Source organism: Novipirellula aureliae, assembly GCF_007860185.1.
GTDB lineage: Bacteria > Planctomycetota > Planctomycetia > Pirellulales > Pirellulaceae > Novipirellula_A > Novipirellula_A aureliae.
Window position 1 is genome coordinate 1,244,301 of the sequence record NZ_SJPY01000001.1, and the last position, 19,238, is coordinate 1,263,538.

Annotated in this window: 15 protein-coding genes; 2 read left to right on the plus strand and 13 right to left on the minus strand. The window is 54.1% G+C overall.

Going from position 1 to position 19,238, the window contains the following annotated elements:
• Nucleotides 1-65: 65 nt before the first annotated feature.
• Together Q31b_RS04710 and Q31b_RS04715 are read right to left on the minus strand one after the other, a co-directional pair.
• Nucleotides 66-1,136 carry a radical SAM protein gene (locus Q31b_RS04710; protein ID WP_146598444.1) on the minus strand — a complete coding sequence of 357 codons (1,071 nt, stop codon included), beginning with the start codon at nt 1,134-1,136 and terminating at the stop codon, nt 66-68.
• A gap of 592 nt (nt 1,137-1,728) precedes the next feature.
• Entirely contained in the window at nt 1,729-2,742 is a 1,014-nt protein-coding gene (locus tag Q31b_RS04715; protein WP_146598445.1) for an NAD(P)H-dependent flavin oxidoreductase, read from the minus strand.
• 168 nt (nt 2,743-2,910) lie between these two features.
• Between Q31b_RS04715 and Q31b_RS04720 the strand changes: the two genes are divergently transcribed.
• Complete coding sequence (locus Q31b_RS04720; RefSeq protein ID WP_146598446.1) at nt 2,911-3,333, plus strand: RrF2 family transcriptional regulator; 423 nt, start codon at nt 2,911-2,913, stop codon at nt 3,331-3,333.
• A gap of 155 nt (nt 3,334-3,488) precedes the next feature.
• On the opposite strand, the gene Q31b_RS04725 is transcribed toward Q31b_RS04720, so the two are convergent.
• From Q31b_RS04725 to ric, 3 genes are read right to left on the minus strand one after another with little or no spacing between them, the layout of a single operon-like run.
• Complete coding sequence (locus tag Q31b_RS04725) at nt 3,489-5,885, minus strand: nitric-oxide reductase large subunit (RefSeq protein WP_146598447.1); 2,397 nt, start codon at nt 5,883-5,885, stop codon at nt 3,489-3,491.
• 49 nt (nt 5,886-5,934) lie between these two features.
• Nucleotides 5,935-6,690, minus strand: a complete 756-nt coding sequence (locus Q31b_RS04730) for a YwiC-like family protein (protein WP_231617301.1) — start codon at nt 6,688-6,690, stop codon at nt 5,935-5,937.
• Nucleotides 6,687-7,415 (minus strand): iron-sulfur cluster repair di-iron protein, encoded by a 729-nt coding sequence (gene ric / locus Q31b_RS04735; RefSeq protein ID WP_146598449.1) that lies wholly within the window; start codon nt 7,413-7,415, stop codon nt 6,687-6,689. Before ric ends, Q31b_RS04730 begins: the two co-directional genes overlap by 4 nt.
• A 603-nt stretch (nt 7,416-8,018) precedes the next feature.
• Here ric and Q31b_RS04740 point away from each other — a divergent pair.
• Nucleotides 8,019-8,456: an RrF2 family transcriptional regulator gene (locus Q31b_RS04740; RefSeq protein ID WP_146598450.1), complete on the plus strand. Its 438-nt coding sequence runs from the start codon at nt 8,019-8,021 to the stop codon at nt 8,454-8,456.
• Nucleotides 8,457-8,488: 32 nt separating this feature from the next.
• On the opposite strand, the gene mobB is transcribed toward Q31b_RS04740, so the two are convergent.
• From mobB to Q31b_RS04780, 8 genes are all read right to left on the minus strand, one after another.
• A complete protein-coding gene (mobB, locus tag Q31b_RS04745; RefSeq protein WP_146598451.1) occupies nt 8,489-8,995 on the minus strand; it encodes a molybdopterin-guanine dinucleotide biosynthesis protein B in 507 nt (168 codons plus the stop codon).
• Nucleotides 8,996-9,076: 81 nt separating this feature from the next.
• Nucleotides 9,077-10,300, minus strand: a complete 1,224-nt coding sequence (locus Q31b_RS04750) for a quinol:cytochrome C oxidoreductase (protein WP_146598452.1) — start codon at nt 10,298-10,300, stop codon at nt 9,077-9,079.
• Between the two features lie 497 nt (nt 10,301-10,797).
• The gene (locus Q31b_RS04755; protein ID WP_231617302.1) at nt 10,798-11,490 is read right to left on the minus strand and encodes a transposase; all 693 of its coding nucleotides are present in this window, start codon (nt 11,488-11,490) and stop codon (nt 10,798-10,800) included.
• A gap of 413 nt (nt 11,491-11,903) precedes the next feature.
• Nucleotides 11,904-12,632 carry a c-type cytochrome gene (locus Q31b_RS04760; protein WP_146598454.1) on the minus strand — a complete coding sequence of 243 codons (729 nt, stop codon included), beginning with the start codon at nt 12,630-12,632 and terminating at the stop codon, nt 11,904-11,906.
• A gap of 3 nt (nt 12,633-12,635) precedes the next feature.
• A complete protein-coding gene (locus Q31b_RS04765) occupies nt 12,636-13,205 on the minus strand; it encodes a DUF3341 domain-containing protein (protein WP_146598455.1) in 570 nt (189 codons plus the stop codon).
• 248 nt (nt 13,206-13,453) lie between these two features.
• On the minus strand, nt 13,454-14,926 hold the full coding sequence (nrfD, locus tag Q31b_RS04770) for an NrfD/PsrC family molybdoenzyme membrane anchor subunit (RefSeq protein ID WP_146598456.1): 1,473 nt from the start codon (nt 14,924-14,926) through the stop codon (nt 13,454-13,456).
• A complete protein-coding gene (locus Q31b_RS04775) occupies nt 14,923-18,150 on the minus strand; it encodes a TAT-variant-translocated molybdopterin oxidoreductase (RefSeq protein ID WP_146598457.1) in 3,228 nt (1,075 codons plus the stop codon). Before Q31b_RS04775 ends, nrfD begins: the two co-directional genes overlap by 4 nt.
• Nucleotides 18,138-18,842: a cytochrome c3 family protein gene (locus Q31b_RS04780; RefSeq protein WP_146598458.1), complete on the minus strand. Its 705-nt coding sequence runs from the start codon at nt 18,840-18,842 to the stop codon at nt 18,138-18,140. Before Q31b_RS04780 ends, Q31b_RS04775 begins: the two co-directional genes overlap by 13 nt.
• Nucleotides 18,843-19,238 lie beyond the last annotated feature (396 nt).

Below are 19,238 nucleotides of genomic sequence, written 5' to 3' on the forward strand. Positions count from 1 at the left end.
ATGTCGGTCATTAACCATTCCTCAGTGGAGTTAATTCCATTCCCGATAAGAACGTCTCGCCAGTCTCACGCTGGCGGCCGGTACCTACAAAGCGGATCTTCCGCCAGTGGATCGCCAGTGGCCGCGTAAGCGCGACCGCGTGAGCCACCACACAGATCCTTCAAGTCACACGCGCCACAGCGACCGCCGAACGCCGATGTGTCGCGTAGGCTGGTGAACAATTCCGATTCGCGATAGATGGTGAGTGGGTCGCTCTCACGAACCGATCCGGCACTGATCGGAAGAAAGCCAGAGGGCATGATGTCGCCTCGGTAGGAAATGAACATGATCCCGTTGCCATCTCGCATCCCCGCGCCAGGCACACGTGGTGGACCGTCGCCGGCCTGCCGCTTAGCAAGCACGCGGCGGTATTGGGGCGCTTCGGTGGTCGCGATCATGAAGTTGGACTTAGGGCCCATCTCGATCAGCCATTCGAATAATTCCTCGGCCTGTTCAGGCTCGATTTGTCGGAGCAACTCACCACGCCCCGTGGTCACCAAAAAGAACAAGCTCCAGCGTTTGGGTTTCATTTGACCGAGACACTCGTGAATCGCGGGCATGTCGCTCAGCGTATCCGCCGTGACCAACGTGTTGACTTGCATGGGGATCTTCGCCTCAGCGATATGCTCGGCTGCTTCCAACGTCCGAGCGAAGCATCCAGGAATACCACGTAGGTCATCGTGGCGTTTCGCGTTGGAGCCATCGAGACTGAGCGACATTGCCCCCACACCATGTTCCTTGAGCTGAAACACCGCCTCGCGAGTCAGCTTCGGCGTCACGCTCGGCGCCACATCAACGTGAAGCTTCAAGGACTTCGCATAATCCATGATCTCAAAGAAGTCGGGTCGCTCTAGTGGATCGCCTCCGGTCAGCACCACCACCGGTTTGGCCTCCGCCAGGGCACGCAGCACCTTGAAGGCTTCGTCCTTGGTGAGCTCGTCCGGCAATCGTTCTTTGATTGCCTCCGCCCGGCAATGCTTGCAGGCAAGCCCACAAGCCCGCGTCAATTCCCAATAGACGCGGCGCGGAGCCTTGGTGTAGCGGTAGCCCGGCTCGGACGCAAGGGCAGCATGGGGGTGTTGATGCGGATGTGACATGAGCTCTTCCTATAAAGTTTGCAATGAAAATAGATCACGCGGCGCCGGATCGCGATCGAAAGACTGCATGGTGCCAGATTTTCCTTGAGAACAGACCTACATTCTAGTCGCCAGGCCAGATTTTTGCTCCACGGACAGGAACACTGGCCAATGCCAAAATCACGCTGGCGAAACGCAGAGTCTACTATCAATCCACCAATCTCCCCAGCTCTCCAATCAAGTAATCTGGAGTTTTTCGCAAACAACTTACGGGCAAACTTACGGGCGCACCACTTACGGGCGCACCACTTACGGGCAACCTTACGGGCAACCTTACGGGCATACGACCCGGCCATCTCCTGACCGGGCTGTCGATTTAATCGGTTTGACTCGACTGATTATTTAACGACAAGCCATAGGCGACCGCTTATGGAAAAGCTGACGCCTTCGGCTAAGCGTTAAACGATTAAATCGACAGCCCGCTAACGCCAAAACGGCTAATACGCAGACTGTTTTTCGAGCAATGAACGTAAACGCTTTAAGGCGTAGACGTTAGCAAAACAATTTGCAAGCCCATGAATCATCCGGGCTAGGCCGAAGGTTTTGTAAAGCGTCACTGCAAAAATGACGTCATACGATCGAGTCCTTCGCTTGCTTCCGCTATGATTCGATTGATCACATCAGCGGCTGTCTCGATCGCTGTGATTTCACCAGTGATTTGTCCCGCATAGAAAGCCAATTTTTCCAGCTCGCCGGTCATTGAGCGAAGCGGTGAATCAGTGCTAAACAGATAAATCGGTCTGCCTTCCTCTTCCGCAATCTGCTCGCGTTGAATTTCGTCCGCATCATTGCCAAAGACACGATCGCCGATCTGACGGGTGACCTCCGTCTTGATCACTCGCACCGGCGAGTGCGGGGGCCAATTGATCGCGAAAGCATCGGTGTGAATCGTGTCGGTGGATTGTGCCTGGACGATTTTCTGTTTATGTATCGGGTGCGCAAACGACTCTCGTGTTGCCACGAAGGCCGTTCCGCAGTGGATGCCTTGTGCCCCGAGTGCCATTGCTGCCACCAAACTTGCCCCGCTGGCAAAACCTCCTGAACCGACAACGGGAATGGAAACGGCGCTAGCCACCTGAGGCAATAGGACTAGCGACGTGACCGAATCGTGAATGTGCCCTCCCGCTTCGACGCCTTGCGCGATGATCGCATCCGCTCCGGCTGCTTCGGCCTTGATCGCTTGCTCAACGCTGCCCACTTGGTATACGACTTTACAATCGGCATCCTGGGCTCGCTTCACCGCATCGGGCACAACATCCCAAAAGTAAATCAACGTGTCGACACCGGCCTCAATACACGCATCGAGTTCGCTCACGAACAAGTTCGCATCGGTTGCAGCCGGAATCAAGTTGACGCCGAACGGCTTGTCGGTTCGGCGGCGAAGTTCGGCTATCTCTCGAGCGATCAATGCAGGCGATTCACGGACCATCCCCAGACAACCGAATCCGCCTGCTTCGCAAACCGCTGCCGCAAGCTCCGCACGAGCGACACCGCCCATGCCTGCTTGGAGGATCGGATAACAACAGCCGAGAAGGTCACAAAGTGGCGTGTGAAATGATTGGTTCATGATCTGTTTCGTTGGAAGCTAGCGGTAGACGACGGCGGAACGATGAGAGCAATCATCGGCTAAAGCCTCGACCCTTACGTTCCTGCTCTTGCCTCGTGCACATAAAGGTATAGAATAGAGATAGAATGTCAATATCCTGAGTTCTTTTCCCCTACTTCGCCAGAATCAATGCTATCAAAAACTGCTGAATATGCATTGCGTGCGGTCACTTGTATGGGCAGTCGGGCCGGTTGCCCCGCGTCGGCAGACGTCATGGCCGAAGAAACCAAAGTGCCACGCCGCTACCTACACCGAGTCCTACAAGATCTTGCGGCTGCAGGACTCGTGCGGTCACGTAGCGGCCCAGGTGGCGGTTACGAACTGGACATCAACGCTAGCGATATTACGATTTTGGATGTGGTCAATGCGGTCGCGCCGCTTGAACGCATCGCAACTTGTCCGCTTGGACTGAAATCCCATACCTCACTCTGTCCGTTACATGCTGAGTTGGACCGTGCCTATGAGCAAACAGAAGTGGCATTCGCAGGGGTCACGATCGGGCAGCTTCTCAAATCAACCAGCCCGATCACACCACTGCGTGAAGTGAAGTAGCATGAGCTCCGATGCACTCCAGCGTCGTTGGAGTCGAGATGTCGGCCGCATACAAGGCATCCATTACATAGCATCCATTTCATACAATCGTGGGCCTCACTTCGACAGCGTGGCCCACTTTGCATTTCGTCAAGGATCGTCGGCAAGCCGATCGTCTACGTTGCAGTCACCCATTCGGGCTCTTGCTTCGCTCGCTCGAACAATGGTTCCTCATCATCGGTTGTGGACCAACCTGTCTTTAGGCCTAACACGAACCAAGTCAGCCCGAAGATGCCAACGGCGAACAGCGTATCGCCGACGATTCGCAGCCATCGCAAGGTATCCATCAGATCCGTCTGCAGAAAATCAGCGCTGCGAGCGTACCAGAAACCGTACTCGACACTGGCCCAAGTCTGCATCAATCCGACTGGCAGCACCGAGATCAAAACCATCAACGCTAGACCGAAGTTGATTGCCCAGAAGCTGATTGCCAAAATGCCTGTCTTCCAACGCTTGTGGCTAGCCAATCCTTTCAAGCAAAACAGCGTCAAACCAATTCCCAGCATCCCGTAGACGCCGAACAACGCCGTGTGCCCGTGAACGGGCGTCGTGTTCAAGCCTTGCATGTAGTACAGCGCAATCGGTGGGTTGATCAGGAAGCCGAACAATCCGGCACCGACCAAATTCCAAAACGAAACCGCAACGAAGAAATAGATAGGCCATTTGTAGGCCGTTACCCATGGCTTCGCCCGAGTCAGCGTCAGGTTCTCGTAGGCTTCAAATCCGATCAACACAAGTGGAACAACTTCTAACGCACTGAACATCGCCCCGAGTGCTAAGACCGGCGTGGGAGTACCAGTGAAGTACAAGTGGTGGAACGTCCCAATGATCCCACCGAACAGGAAGATGGTGCTGGAGAACAACACTGCGGCGGTCGCCGTGGTGGTTTTCAGTAGTCCCATTCGCGTGAACAGAAATGCGATCACAACGGTTGCAAAAACTTCAAAGAAGCCTTCGACCCACAAGTGCACCACCCACCATCGCCAATATTCGGCAATCGCCAGATTCGTTTGTCGGTGCCACATGATTCCGGAGGCGTAAAAGACTGCGATCGCGGTGGACGCGACTAGAAACATTGCCAACAAATGCTTGTGTTCGCCAGGCTGCTTGAACGCAGGCCATAGGGCTCGAACCATCAAGCCAAGCCACAAGAACAAGCCAACAAGAAGGAACAACTGCCAAAACCGGCCGAGGTCAACGTATTCGTAGCCTTGATGGCCGAACCAGAAGTTCATCGTCAAGCCCATTTGCTGACGAGTTCCATACCAAGTACCGAACAGCGACCCGACGACGATGACCAATAGTGCCACAAACAGGAAATTCACTCCAGCGCGTTGAAATTTTGGTTCATGCCCCGATACCGCTGGCGCGATAAACAAGCCGGTTGCCAGCCACGCGGTCGCGATCCAGAAGATCGCCAACTGAGTGTGCCAAGTTCGCGTGACACTGTAAGGCAGGTAGTCAGCCAGTGGGATACCGTAGAACCCCTCCCCTTCGACACCATAGTGAGCCGTCACAGCACCGAGCCCTACTTGAACCAATATCAATGCGATCACAACCCAAAAGTATTTTAGAGTTGCCTTCATCGATGGAGTGGGTGAAAGTGCCAGCAACGGGTCGCGTGGTGGCAGGTCCGTATGTTCTTCTTCATTCGATTTCAGCACCGCATAGTACCAAGCCAGCAGCCCCACTCCGGCAAGGAGCAGCACGAAACTGAGAACGGACCAGACGACCACCGCACCGCTGGGGGCGTTCGCGACGAGGCGTTCGGCAGGCCAGTTGTTCGTATAGGTAACGGGCGCGGATGGTTCTGCGGCAAGTTTGTCAACCGCACCCGAGATCACCTGCCCCTCCTCCGCTGGCCTTTCCGTCGTGCAAACCCAAGCGGTCCAAAAGAAAAACGCATTCATCAACTCTTGCCGCTCGGGATCACGGATCGTGTTTTTCGGCATCGCATAAGCCGAACGTAACTCGGACGGTGTCATCCCGCCATCCGCAATAAATTGGACATCTTCTGGGAACTCTTCCGCATCACCGAAGAGTGCCGCATAGTATCGCGACATGGCGTCGGCGGCGCGTGCTCGGTCAGGCGAGATCACGATCTGTTTCGAATCTACGTTATACGTGTTCGTCCGCATCTCGCGTTTGAGCCGGTCGTCGAGCGTCGCTTTGCCCGCTGCATCCAACTCCGAATACGGCTTGCTGTATTCCGTTTCGGACCAAGCATTGAGCAACCAAACACATTCGCGGTGCAACCAATCGGCAGACCAATCTGGAGCGACGTAAGCACCATGCCCCCAGATGCTGCCGAGCTGTTGGCCGCCGATCGATTGCCACACGTTTTGTCCATCAAGGATTTGCTGTCCTTCCCATACGACTTTGCCATCCGTCGTTACGACTTCGTCTGGAACCGGCGGAGCGAGCCGATAGAGCTCAGCACCGTAATAACCGAGAACGATGAACGAGAGGACGACCACGGTCCAAAAACCGATCCATAGCTTCTTGTATTGCATGTTTTGTATTCTTGTTCTGTAATTTGAGATTGTTGGAGTCGAGGGAGGGTTAAGGGATAACGACAACCACCGAGATCGCTGTCAAAACGGTAGCCCCAACGAGGCTCCAACCAATTTGTTTGAGCCGCTTCGCCGGTGGAGGCTGAATCATCAGATACCAACTCGCCAAGACCATCGGGATCACTGGCAGGACCCAATCGTTCGCGTCCATCCACCACACAAACATCGAAAGTGGAAACACAGAGATCGCTGTTAACCCGGTCCAATGGAGCATTCGATTCCTATGCTTTTGGAATGCAATCACACTACGAACCGCTAACGTCGTTGCAGCGAATCCAAGCAACCAAACCACCCACGTTTTGAGGGCATCCCCCGTCCCCATTCCCCCGGCAAGTAAGATGGGAACACAAGGTGCTGAGAGCCCAATCACGCCAGCGGTTTGTCCAAGCGGCGTTCGATGCCTACCGGCAAATGCGACTCCAAAACTGAGCGTTGCGAGAACAACGCACCCAATCAGCGCAACACGAACCGCGACATTGCCGGATATCAGCGAAGCAACTCCACTTGCTATGCAGATCACAGTCAACGTGAGCAAATAGCGAGACGCTGTCGTTGCAGACCGTCTCGCTCGCTGTCCACGATGACCGATCATCACCAATAACGGCTCGTGCGCTAGAAAACCAGCGACCGAGGCCGCCGCGACAAAAACGCCTACCCAACTCACCCCCACGGCTGCAAAAGAGGTCAGGACCGGGATGATCAAAATCGCATAGGCACCATGTTCCTTAGGCTGATGTTCGATCACGACCATCCACCTTGCGATTCTAGTTGAACCGCTTTTGGAAACAGTACGTTATTTTCCTTGTGAATGTGCTGGTGCATGTCCTGCTCTAATTCGGCAAGACCGCTCAACAACGCACGATACGTGTTGCAAGCCCACTCGGGCGGCATGAACTCGTCCGTGACTTCACGCATCGTTGCCAGTTCATCGCCAGCATGATCATGCTCGAGCTCCATTTGGCGAATCGGATTTGCCACACTACCACAATGGAATCCCTGTGGGGCATCGGCGACTTCAAGTTGCCGGACCATGGGAAACAAGATTCGCTCCTCCTTCATCAGGTGCGGCTCAACCTCGGCACAAAAGGCAAGAAACGCTTTGCGCAGTCGATGCAATCGCTCGTCCTTTTCGCCATGCACGCGAGCAACCTTTTCCGTCATCCAATCGAGTCGTGGAATCTCCTTTTTAAGATAAGCGTGATGCGTGTTTTCGATATGGTCCGCTAATTCCGTCAACGTCATCGCATCCGCATCAACAAGTTCGTCGCTACGACCGGAAACTTGATCACAGGTCTTCAAGCTCTCGCAAACTTCATCCAGATTAACGTCCTTTTTCTCACACGCCTGACGCAGTGAGATCTTACCGCCGCAGCAGTAATCGACTCCCATCTGCTCAAACACCCTCGATCGCTGTGGTCGCTGACGCACGAGTTCGCCAACCGACGTATCTTCAAAACGGATCGTCACCATCGTTCTGTTCCCATTAACAACGCCAAAATTGGCTCCACTGGCATGGCCATCCATGCGTCAAAAGAGAGGAACCAATATCCTGCACCTAAAGGTACATCTCTTGAACATGCACGTCAAGGTGCAGAATAGGTTGTCGTCAAAAATTTTGTCGAAATGGATGCGAGGTGAAAGAGCATGACTCGGTGGGATCCTGGGCGGTTAGCCCCGAATGGCGTGGACTTAAGAAAAACCGAGTGAGTTTCACAGGGGAGTTTTTCTGGCTTCCGTCCGGCTTGTCCGGGCAGAGCAACAGGTGGCAGCTACCATGAACCCAAAATCCTACGCTCGCTCCCCCTCTACGAATCGCCCGAGGCGATTGGTAGGGGGGGAGCGAAGTTCTTTCGGGCGTGCGGTTTGTAGCCGCCACTTGCTTCCTCCGCCGAGACAAGCTCGACGGAAAGAGGTTTCACGTCCCAGAATTCCTTCAGTCCACGCCATTCCGTTCAGCCCCAGTGGGTCCAAAGAAAGACCGAGGCAGAAAGTCTCCGTCGCATTTGACAAATGGTGTATACTTTGTTAACCAAGAAACAGTTGTCGTCATTTCTACAATTTGCATTGCCCCCGATGATTAACCAGAAGACTTCGCAGAATGCGATCTCCGCGATGAGCCGTTTAGCGGAACTGTATGCCGTGAGGCCCACTTGCACATTGTCATCACGCGAGATTGCCGAAAGTCGGAATTTGCCGACGCCGATTGTCGCAAAGATTTTGACCATCCTTTCGCGAGCAGGCTACGTAACCGGTTCGCCTGGCCCCGGCGGCGGTTACCGATTAGCCAAAAAACCGTCCGCGATCACGCTCAAAGAAGTGATGGTGCTGTTCGAGCGTGAATCCGAATCGATGTGCCCATTCGGCCCTGGCTGGTGCGGTAATAAAGAACCCTGCCCGCTACACGACACAATCGTCGACATGGAAAAACGAGCCCAGAAATTCTTAACCAAGACGACTTTTGCCGCGTTCGTCAAGGGAGCGCCGAGCGTGCCGATTACCAGTTGTCAATAGATCCCGTTGCAAATCGATATAGTCAAACGAAATCACGTTTGCGACTTTGCGAGCGAGAGTACTTTTTCTGCAAGCGATTCGATGTTGGTTCGCGTCCAAGTCGGGATTCGAACGTCGATCGAGTCGTCGGTGACGACTGCGGTGATGGCGGGCGCAACCGTCGCGTAGGGGGCTTCGCTAATACCAGCCCGCCAAACTTCGATCTTGACTGCATCGGTTTGCAGATCCCCTTCGACGAGGACCAAGTCACAACCGGCGAACATCGGTGCAAGCGAATCGTAGCGTGATGCGTCGCGTGATACTGGATCGTCGGCAGCTTGGAAGACGGCAGTCATGCCGGGCGACAGGATGCCGACAACGGATGAACCAGCTTGGCGATGTTGATGTGAATCTTTGCCGGGCGCGTCGAGCTCATGAGAATGATGCGTGTGCTTGATCGTGCCCACACGATAGCCTTGTTCGCTGAGCAGGCGGACCAACTCTACGATCAAGGTCGTCTTGCCGCTATTTTTCCGGCCAACAATGTGTACTCGTTTCATAAGTATTGTGGCTGGGGCTTCTAACCCCAATCGGTTTCCTTTCCTATTTCTGCTGCGGCTAAAAACCACCGCCCCGTTTCATCAATAGGCCGCCGTGACCGCAATCGACGCGCCGAGACGTGGATCTCCAATGGGGAGAAGTGAGGTTCGCGTCGCGATCAAGGACGCACCGATCAAGTAGGTGCAACTGACAAACAATAGTGTTCCAAGTTCAGGCAGACCGATCGTAAAGTGTGGGCCTAGCTCAGGCATGACGAGCCAATAGAGGTCAAAGTAGTGCATCACGAGTAGCCATACAGTCCAGAAGATCATCGCATGCTTGTTGCTCTTGACATGCCGTGACAGGATGCCGAAGAACGGAATGATGAAATGACCGAACAGTAGGAACACGAGCAGTCGTCCCCAACTGTTGCCAAAACCTTCCGCCATGGAAGCTCCGCGAACAACAAACCACCGCGTGGTTTCAGGCATGTTGGCGTACCAAAGCAACATGTATTGGCTAAAAGCGATATAGCCCCAAAAGAAAACGAAGGCGAAAAGCAACCGGCCCAAGTCTCGTCGATGTTCGTCGGAGATAATCGGCGTCAGGATTCCATACTTTTCAAGTAACAGGACGGACAACAGTAGGATCGAAAAACCGCCGACCGCACAACCGGCAAAGTAATAGACGCCAAAGATCGTGCTGTACCAATGCGGATCGAGTGACATCAAGAAGTCGAACGAAGCGTAGGTCAGCGTGATGCCAAAGACAAACATCGCTGGCCCCGCCCACCATTCCATTTGTCTGGTATCATCCTCGCCACCCGCTAGATCGTGGTGACGCGATCGATGGAAATAAAACCATGCAATCCATGCCCAGACCGCAAAGAAGACAGCCGCGCGAAGAAGAAAAAGACCGGGATGGAGCCAGTTTTGCTTGCTTTGGGTTAGTTCATCGACGTTTGCGGTTGCCCAAGGGTATAGGGAGGCGCTGTTACCGAGGACTGAAAACGCGAGCGGCACGAAAAGGACCGCGACCGTAATGACGTTGAGTGCAAAGATTTCAGCGGGGCGACGGACCAACACGCCCCAACCGGCTCGCGTCAAGTGTTGGACCAGGACAAAGAACAAGGAGCCGAGCGAAAGACTCAGTGCGAACGCAAAGGCAACCAGGTACGACAACATGACCCGGTGGGCACCGCCAGTGTAAAGCATTGAAGCGGTGACCGACAACAGAGCACCAGCGACGGCTCCACCACACAAAATCAGAATCACGGTACGAGGGATGGAAAGATAAACAGGTTCGATAGTGGTTTGTTTTGTCATGGTTGTTATGTCCGTGGCTGGGACTTCTAGCCCCAGCCGTTTCAATTCGTGCCCGAGGCTCCCAGCCCCAGCCATTTCAATTCGTACCTGAGGCTCCCAGCCCCAGCCATTTCAATTCGTAACTGGGGCTTCTAGCCCCAGCCGTTCCAATTCGTGCCCGAGGCTCCCAGCCCCAGCCATTTCAATTCGTGCCCGAGGCTCCCAGCCCCAGCCATTTCAATTCGTGCCTGAGGCTCCCAGCCCCAGCCATTTCAATTCGTGACTGGGGCTTCTAGCCCCAGCCGCATCAATTCGTGACTGGGGCTCCCAGCCCCAGCCGTTCCAATTCGTACCTGAGGCTCCCAGCCCCAGCCGTTTCAATTCGTGCCTAATGCTCCCAGCCCCAGCCGTTTCAATTCGTGCCCGAGGCTCCCAGCCCCAGCCGTTCCAATTCGTGACTGGGGCTTCTAGCCCCAGCCGTGATAAGTGCTTGCTGCGGCCGGAAGCCACAGTCACGTTTACAGTTGAAGATCGTACTCGGCCGTATGCAACAAATACTGTCCGTCCGGCAGTCTCGCTTTATCGGGATTCACACGGATGTAATTCTGAATTCGTAATAGCTCCTCACCATCACGCACAATATGATCGTGAGTCTCGCTCATCCACAACGTACCTTTGGTTTTCAACCGCGCATGTATTTGGTTCGATGTGTAGCTCTTGATTGAATGCAGAACATCCTCCAGTTCATAACCTGGATACGGCGTCATAAGTGCATGAACATGATTTGGCATCACCACTGCGTCGCCACACTCAAGCCTTTCCGTGTGGAAATGCAATAGTGCCTTCATAACAATCTCTGCAAGCTGATTATCGCGAAGCACACAACTACCATGTGCCTCATCGAGCGTTTGAAACAGTTTGGAAACAAAGTAACGTTCAAAAAGTTTTCGATCATTTCGTGACAACCGCCTAAATGTCCCGATCCAGTTGTCGTCATTCACTTCGATGTCGCGAGTCCGCAGCCATTGCTCTCGTTCGCATCTCCACGCTTCCAAGACGCCTTCAGGAACCGAATCTGCTAACCGGAATGTCACGAAATAGGTACACCCATCTTGGCGCCAATGAGGTAAAAAACCATTGTAGTAAATTCGCACCTCACCCCATTCATCAAACGGCTGAAAGGATAGTCGTTCGTTGTGATGGAATGGCATAAATGACACCTCGGTGTACGCGTGACTGGGGCTTCTAGCCCCAGTGCTGCGGCTAGAAGCCACAGACACTTTCATTCTTTCTCGCTGCGGCTGGAAGCCACAGCCACTTTCATTCTATCTCGCTGCGGCTGGAAGCCACAGACACTTTCATTCTTTCTCGCTGCGGCTGGAAGCCACAGACACTTTTATTCTATCTCGCTGCGGCTGGAAGCCACAGACACTTTCATTCTATCTCGCTGCGGCTGGAAGCCACAGACACTTTTATTCTTTCTCGCTGCGGCTGGAAGCCACAGACACTTTCATTCTATCTCGCTGCGGCTGGAAGCCACAGACACTTTCATTCTTTCTCGCTGCGGCTGGAAGCCACAGACACTTTCATTCTATCTCGCTGCGGCTAGAAGCCACAGACACTTTTATTCTATCTCGCTGCGGCTGGAAGCCACAGACACGACAGGTGATTCCGCTTGTAACTCTCTCAAGTATGCAACGATTGCCCAACGGTCTCGCGCGGGAATCTGAGAACCGTAACGGGGCATATTCCTGACTCCATCACGTATCGCTTGAAAAATTTGGCCGTCGGCTCGGTCGCGTATCTCTTGTGTCATTAAGTTTGTTGCTGGAACCCATTTCGTTTCCTTCAACTCAATCGCTCTTAGATTCACTAACCCATCGCCCGTTCCAGATGCACCGTGGCATACAGCACAAAAGATCTGATACCGCTGGTACCCTCGGTCGACCAACGATTGTTCTTCGACAAGCTGCGATGGCAACGACGTAAAATAAGTGATCGCTCCTGAATCATCTTTCGTAAATCCATCAAAAAAGTGCGGATCGTGCTGCAAATGGCCTCGCGCAACGGTGCCTTCCACGGGTTGTCGCATCGCCCGCCCATCGACAAACCATGGATGTGACGACTGAGCTGCGAACTTGGCCTGTTTGTCCATATCTTGAAAGATATGCACTCGTGGACTGCGGCTTTTCGTCGTGCGGATGTATCCAATCCACGCTAATGGAATCCAGGTGCCAATCACTGCCAGAAGCAGTGCCACGACCATCCACCAGGGCGGACGCCGCAGACGAAGCTCCTTTGCCAATCGCCCTGGCGTTGGAATCGGGAATTTCTCTTCTTGATAGGTCGGCATCGTCTAATCCTCTATTACCACTTCGATCGCGGTCGGGCCGAGGGACTCGAGAAACGCTTTCGTCTTTTCTAACTCGAAATGCTTGTCTTCCGCTTCAATCACAATAAAGAACCGATCCGACGTGGCACGCAAGAACCGACGACTCTTGCTGAGCGGGTTGTAAAGCATCGGCAGCTTGTTCAGCCCCAACATCCCCAACACCGTACCAATCGCAGCGAACAGCACAGTGGTCTCGAAGATGATTGGAATGTTCGCAGGTAAACTGAAGGTTGGCTTACCGCTAATCATAAACTCATAGCCTTGTACACTCGGCGATAAACCCGGGACCGTCGTTGCGTTCATCCACCAACACATCAGTAGTCCGAAGACTGCGCCTGCAAGACCGTGGACCAGTGTGATCCACGGCAGAATCGTTGGCGGTAAACCCATCGATTTATTGATCCCATGAATCGGCATCGGGCTATGCACGTCCCAGATCATGTAGTCCGCGTCACGAACTTTCTCGGCAGCCCGCATGATCGTGGCAACCGAGTCGAACTCGGCGATTAGGGCGTAGGGTTTCTGTTCACTCATTTGTTTGTTTCCGTGGCTGGGGCTTCTAGCCCCAGTCGCTTTCTTTTTCGCTGCGGCTGGAAGCCACAGACACGTTTTTTTTTCGCTGCGGCTAGAAGCCACAGACACGTTTCTTTTTCGCTGCGGCTGGAAGCCACAGACACGTTTCTTTTTCACTGCGGCTGGAAGCCACAGACACGTTTCTTTTTCGCTGCGGCTAGAAGCCACAGACACGTTTCTTTTTCGCTGCGGCTTGAAGCCACAGACACTTAGGTAAACCAATGTCCTCGTCTCAATTCTTCGGGGGTGTCCGGGTCCGGTTGGTAATCGAACCGAACACCATGCTCTTCGCCATGCGCTTGCGGCATCACCGTTTTGACTTCCGCCATCGCCACCATGGGTAAGTAGCGGCAGAACAATAGGAACAGCGTGAAAAACAAGCCGAAGCTGCCCAGCAACATGAGCAGGTCAACCCAGGTCGGCGAGAACATCGCCCAGCTAGACGGCAGGAAATCGCGATGCAACGATGTGACAACGATCACGAATCGCTCGAACCACATGCCGATGTTGACTAGAACCGCGACCAGGAAAATCATCCACACTCGCTGGCGTATCCAGCTAAACCATAACGCTTGCGGTGCAACAACATTGCAACAAACCATCAGCCAAAACGCCCACCAATACGGTCCCATCGGCCGGTTCATGAACACGAATTGCTCGTAGTGATGCTTGCTGTACCACGCCGTGAAAAATTCGACGGAGTAGGCATAAGCCACAATCATCCCGGTCCCCAACATCACCTTGGCCATGTTCTCGATATGCCGATGCGTGATCAAATTTCGCAATCCGAACCACTCGCGCGCTGGAATCGAAAGCACCAACACCATCGCGAAACCGCCGAACACAGCACCGGCGACGAAGTAAGGCGGGAAGATCGTTGTGTGCCAACCGGGAAGCTGCGACGTTGCAAAGTCGAACGAAACCACACTATGGACGCTCAACACCAGCGGTGTCGCCAGAGCAGCCAAGAGCAAATAGGCTTTCTCGAATCTCAACCAGTGACGGTTCGATCCGTTCCAGCCCAACGCGAATATACCGTAAGCGACCTGTGCGAAACGATTTTTGGCTCGGTCACGCAGTGTCGCCAAATCGGGGATCATCCCCATATACCAGAACATCAGCGAAACGGTCGCGTAAGTGCTAACGGCGAAGACGTCCCACAATAGCGGACTGCGAGCTTGAGGCCACATGCCCAGTTCATTCGGATAAGGAGCCAACCAGTAGGCGAGCCAGATTCGTCCAACATGGATTCCAGGAAAAAGGCCCGCACAACAAACGGCAAAGATCGTCATCGCCTCCGCAAACCGGTTGATCCCAGTACGCCAATTTTGCCGCAGCAGAAATAAAATCGCAGAGATCAGCGTTCCAGCATGCCCAATACCAACCCAGAAAACGAAGTTGACGATCGGGAACCCCCAACTGACGGCATTGTTATTGCCCCACACGCCGACGCCAGTGGTTAGTAGGTAGCCAACCGTGACGATCAGGATTGAGAGTAGGGCGAGTGAACAAGCGAAGGCGACATACCACATTTGCGGAGTGCGGCGCAGGGCGAGTTCAGTAACCGTGTCAGTGACCGAGGTAAAATCGTTGTCGCCAAGCACCAGCGGAACCCGTTCGCTGGGGTTGTTCGGTTGCAGTTCCCATTGGGAAAGGGAGGCGGTGTCGGTCGTGGTGCTCATGGTGTTTCTCCGTGGCTGTGGCTTCCAGCCGCAGTTCGTTCACTGAAACTGGGGCTCGAAGCCCCAGTCACGGGTCGATTCCTTACTTTGGCCAAATAGGTTGTCCTCGCTCCCAAATTCAACTCTTCCAATATCTCGTAGTTGCGAACGTTCTCTTTCGCCTTCGACACCTCCGATTGTGGATCGTTCAAATCTCCGAACACGATCGCTTCGGTAGGACAAGTTGCTTGGCAGGCTGTCTTCACTTCGCCGTCGGCAACCAAATCCGAATCCCGCATCCCTTGTGCATTATCGTTCTTCGCATGAATCCTTGCGTCCACAATCCTCTGGACACAGAACGTACATTTTTCCATCACGCCGCGCATTCGAACCGTCACTTCGGGGTTATGCACCATCTTTTTCAGCGGCGATATCTCCACGACTTGCTGTTGATCGGGGATCTGCAGCCACGGCTTGGCTGGCGTTCGTGGGTCCGAAGCTTGATAGTCAAAATAGTTGAATCGCCGTGTTTTGAAGGGACAATTGTTTGCACAATAGCGAGTCCCGATGCAGCGGTTGTAAATCATCGAATTGAGTCCTTCGCTATCATGCACCGTCGCGGCCACGGGACACACTTGCTCACAAGGTGCGTTTTCGCAGTGTGCACACGCCATCGGCAAATGCACCACCTCCGGCTGCTGCGCATCGCCCTTGAAGTAGCGGTCGATTCGCAACCAGTGCATCTCGCGGTTCACAGCCACATTCGCTTTGCCGACAACGGGAATATTGTTCTCCGCCTGACAAGCCACCACACAACCACTGCATCCGATGCAGGCGTTCAGGTCAATCGCCATGCCCCATTTGTGAGGTGAATCGAAGCCATGGGGCAGATCGTAAAGCGGTGCCTCGTGAACGGCATGTGCATCGCCATGTACCGCATGACGATCACGTTGAAAGTCTGCCAAGAGCGCTTCGTGAACGATCATCCCCGGTTTGCCCTTCGGCCCGATCCGCTTTTGCAATGCCGCTTCACCGACCGCGTCCAGCAAATGATGCACTTGCGTGGACACCAATTGGTATTGCTGGCCTGTCTTTGTGACTTCACAATCCGTCGCGGTGTAGCTTGAATCGCTGGTGCGAATTGGGTAAACATCAACGCCAACACCGTTTCCGATATGCCCGGCTCGCGTTCGCCCGTAGCCAAGCGGCAAGGTGATGCAACCAATAGCCTGCCCCGGCATGATGTATGCCGCGATTTCGATTTGTGTATCCTGGTTCGCGATTCGAATCACGTCACCTGTTACAACGCCCAATGATTCCGCATCCGTTTGGCTGATCAGTGCGGCGTTGTCCCAGGTCAGTTTCGTGAGTGGTTCCGGTAGTTCTTGCAGCCAAGCGTTGTTGGCGAATCGACCGTCGAGAGTTTTTGAATCGGCGACAAAACGAATCTCGTAGCTGTGGCTTCCAGCCACAGTGTCCCTTGACTTTCCCATCGGCGGTTGGAAGCCACCACCACGGAGCTGCGGACTCACCGCTACAAATTGACTCCCCTTCTTCACCCCAGCGTGCAGTGCCGTTTCCCAATCGCGATCACTTGCACCGCTGAACAATTCGTCAAACGTGCCCCGCACCAACTTCCTACCATCGGGACGGGGTTGGCCCAGCATCATGGCCATCAACTCGATCGCTGATTTCCCATCAAACAAAGGCAATATCAACGGTTGCTGTAACGTATACGTTCCATCCCAAGCACGACCATCACCCCAGCTTTCCAAGAAATGAGCAGCCGGTAAATGCCAAGAACAAACAGCCGAGGTTTCGTTGTCATGCAAACTCAAGTGAATCGACGTCAATGGGCGTGATTCAGTCGATGTCAAATCTAGCGTTGCATCAGCAGGCAAGTCATAGACCGGATTGCCGCCGAGGATGACCAGAGTGTGGATAACGTTGCCTTGCAACTGTTCGCTAAGCGACTTGATGGAACCGGCTTCACTAGCCAAGTGCTCCTCGGTATACGAAATACAATTCCCAACGGACCCGAGTTTTTCGTTAATCGCGTAGACCAACTGATGCGCAGCGGCACTCTGGGATGCCCCGATCGCGATGACGCCCGACGGACCCGCTCTATGAATATCCAGAGCCGCCTGTTCGAGAACGGCTGTTTCCTCTTTGCTCAAGCCGCCCGGCTTTTCCGATAGGATGTCAAAACGGTAGGCCAGATAAGCGACGCTCTTTTCGATCAGCGATGGCTTCATCGGCAAGCGAACGTCGGCGACCGAGCCTGTGACCGACATAGTCGGTTCGACGACGATAAGCCGGTTCATTCTTCCTTGATCGACCGAGCGACGACCAGCGGCCCAGTCGCGGGCGAGTTTCAAACTCGCCGGATGACTGCCAAGTAGATCCGCGTCGAACGACAGAATCACGTCCGCTTTTTGCAACTCGTACTGACATCGCAACACTTGCCCATAGGCACCCCTGCAACCCGCAAATTCGTTGTCGCGAGCGAGCGGTTGGTATTCGAATACCTTCGCCTTCGGCATCGTCTGTTGCAGCTCGCCCATCAGCCGTTTCATGGTTGGACTGGCGGTCGGCTGAACCAGCAACGCCAAGCCTTCGCCTTGTGACATTTTGAGCGATTGGAAATGGGGCATCGCGAAAGCGCTGAAGTCTTGCCAAGTCTTTGTGGCTGTGGCTTCCAGCCGCAGTGCTGGGGCTGGAAGCCCCAACCACTTAACATGCCGACTACGATCGGGATCGTAACACTCAAGTACGCTTGCTTGTGCAAATGCACTCGCGGCCCCGAGAGAAAACGGATGATCGGGGTTGCCTTCGATCTTGATCGGTCGCCCGTCGTAGCTCTTGGCCAAAATTCCGGTCGAAACACCGTCTAGTTCAATCGCGGTCGCATAGTACTCAGCGACTCCCGGTGTGAAGCCTTCGGGACGCGAGGTGTGAGGTCGCACTTCTTCGGTTGGCCAGCGGCGACATCCGGCGCTGGTGATGCCTGCTAGCGCGAATGAGGCTCCCAATAGCCGCATGAACTGACGTCGGTCGGTCTTCGCGATCGCTTGTGCGAGACTCGGGAATTCCTCATCGATGTATTGCTGGACCTCGGGCGACTCCGCCAAGTGTTCGAGGCTGCGCCAATACTCGGGGCCTTTCGTGACTGGGGCTTCTAACCCCTGTGCTTTTCGTTCGCTGCGGCTGGAAGCCATAGCCACGGGCTGTGTTATCGGTGACATGTGGTACAGCTCGTCATGAATGGAGGGGACTGAACGTGATACTCAGAAGCAAGCTCTTTGCCCAACTCGGCCGATGTCTTTCCGGTCGCACTGACTGCATCCCAGTTCATGTTGGTCACTTCGCTAAGCGGCCGAATGTTCGGCTCGGGATTGCGATGGCATCCCAAACACCAAGTCATCGAAAGTGGTTGAACTTGCTCGACCTCTTCCATCTCATTGATCTGGCCATGACACGTCACACAGGCGACTCCCTTATTGACGTGTGCGGAATGATTGAAGTAGACAAAATCAGGCAGATCATGCACTTTGGTCCAGGAAACCGGAGTCGCCTTTTCAAAACTGTCTCGCATCGGCTTCAGCAATTCACTTTCGGATTTGATCGACGCGTGACAGTTCAAGCAGGTTTGCGTTGGAGGGATAGCTGCAAAGGATGCGGTTTCGACGGTGCTGTGACAATAGCGGCAATCCATTTGCATTTTGCCGACGTGAATGGCATGTGAAAACGCGATCGGCTGTTTCGGTTGATAGCCCACAGAGCGTGTTTCGGGCGAGATCAGCAGTGTGAATAGTAGCGGCACGTAGGTCAACAATCCGATCGCGACAATCAATGTCGTCGGAAATAGATAGTTCGCCCACCGTGGAAAATGGAAACGATCGCCTTCGATCGGGTCACCTTCGGATGCTTCAACCATGATGCCTTGCCTTTCCCAACATAACCGGAGCATCCAGCCCCAGCCGAACTTGTTACCTACTGCGGCTGGAAGCCACAGACACGATTTTTGTGACTGGGGCTTCTAGCCCCAGCATTTAAATATCGCTGCGGCTGGAAGCCACAGACACGATTGGTGTGACTGGGGCTTCTAGCCCCAGTATTTAAATGTCACTGCGGCTGGAAGCCACAGACACGATTGTTGTGACTGGGGCTTCTAGCCCCAGTATTTAAATATCGCTGCGGCTGGAAGCCACAGACACGATTGGTGTGACTGGGGCTTCTAGCCCCAGTATTTAATATCGCTGCGGCTGGAAGCCACAGACACGATTGGTGTGACTGGGGCTTCTAGCCCCAGCATTTACATGTCACTGCGGCT

Bases quoted from the DNA above. Each gene is read 5' to 3' on its own strand.
- Q31b_RS04760 (WP_146598454.1), bottom strand. From the start codon at position 12,632: ATGCCGACCTATCAAGAAGAGAAATTCCCGATTCCAACGCCAGGGCGA.
- Q31b_RS04775 (WP_146598457.1), bottom strand. From the start codon at position 18,150: ATGTCACCGATAACACAGCCCGTGGCTATGGCTTCCAGCCGCAGCGAA.
- mobB (WP_146598451.1), bottom strand. From the start codon at position 8,995: ATGAAACGAGTACACATTGTTGGCCGGAAAAATAGCGGCAAGACGACC.
- Q31b_RS04720 (WP_146598446.1), top strand. From the start codon at position 2,911: ATGCTATCAAAAACTGCTGAATATGCATTGCGTGCGGTCACTTGTATG.
- Q31b_RS04710 (WP_146598444.1), bottom strand. From the start codon at position 1,136: ATGTCACATCCGCATCAACACCCCCATGCTGCCCTTGCGTCCGAGCCG.
- Q31b_RS04750 (WP_146598452.1), bottom strand. From the start codon at position 10,300: ATGACAAAACAAACCACTATCGAACCTGTTTATCTTTCCATCCCTCGT.
- nrfD (WP_146598456.1), bottom strand. From the start codon at position 14,926: ATGAGCACCACGACCGACACCGCCTCCCTTTCCCAATGGGAACTGCAA.
- Q31b_RS04765 (WP_146598455.1), bottom strand. From the start codon at position 13,205: ATGAGTGAACAGAAACCCTACGCCCTAATCGCCGAGTTCGACTCGGTT.
- Q31b_RS04740 (WP_146598450.1), top strand. From the start codon at position 8,019: ATGATTAACCAGAAGACTTCGCAGAATGCGATCTCCGCGATGAGCCGT.
- Q31b_RS04725 (WP_146598447.1), bottom strand. From the start codon at position 5,885: ATGCAATACAAGAAGCTATGGATCGGTTTTTGGACCGTGGTCGTCCTC.
- Q31b_RS04780 (WP_146598458.1), bottom strand. From the start codon at position 18,842: ATGGTTGAAGCATCCGAAGGTGACCCGATCGAAGGCGATCGTTTCCAT.
- ric (WP_146598449.1), bottom strand. From the start codon at position 7,415: ATGGTGACGATCCGTTTTGAAGATACGTCGGTTGGCGAACTCGTGCGT.
- Q31b_RS04715 (WP_146598445.1), bottom strand. From the start codon at position 2,742: ATGAACCAATCATTTCACACGCCACTTTGTGACCTTCTCGGCTGTTGT.
- Q31b_RS04755 (WP_231617302.1), bottom strand. From the start codon at position 11,490: ATGCCATTCCATCACAACGAACGACTATCCTTTCAGCCGTTTGATGAA.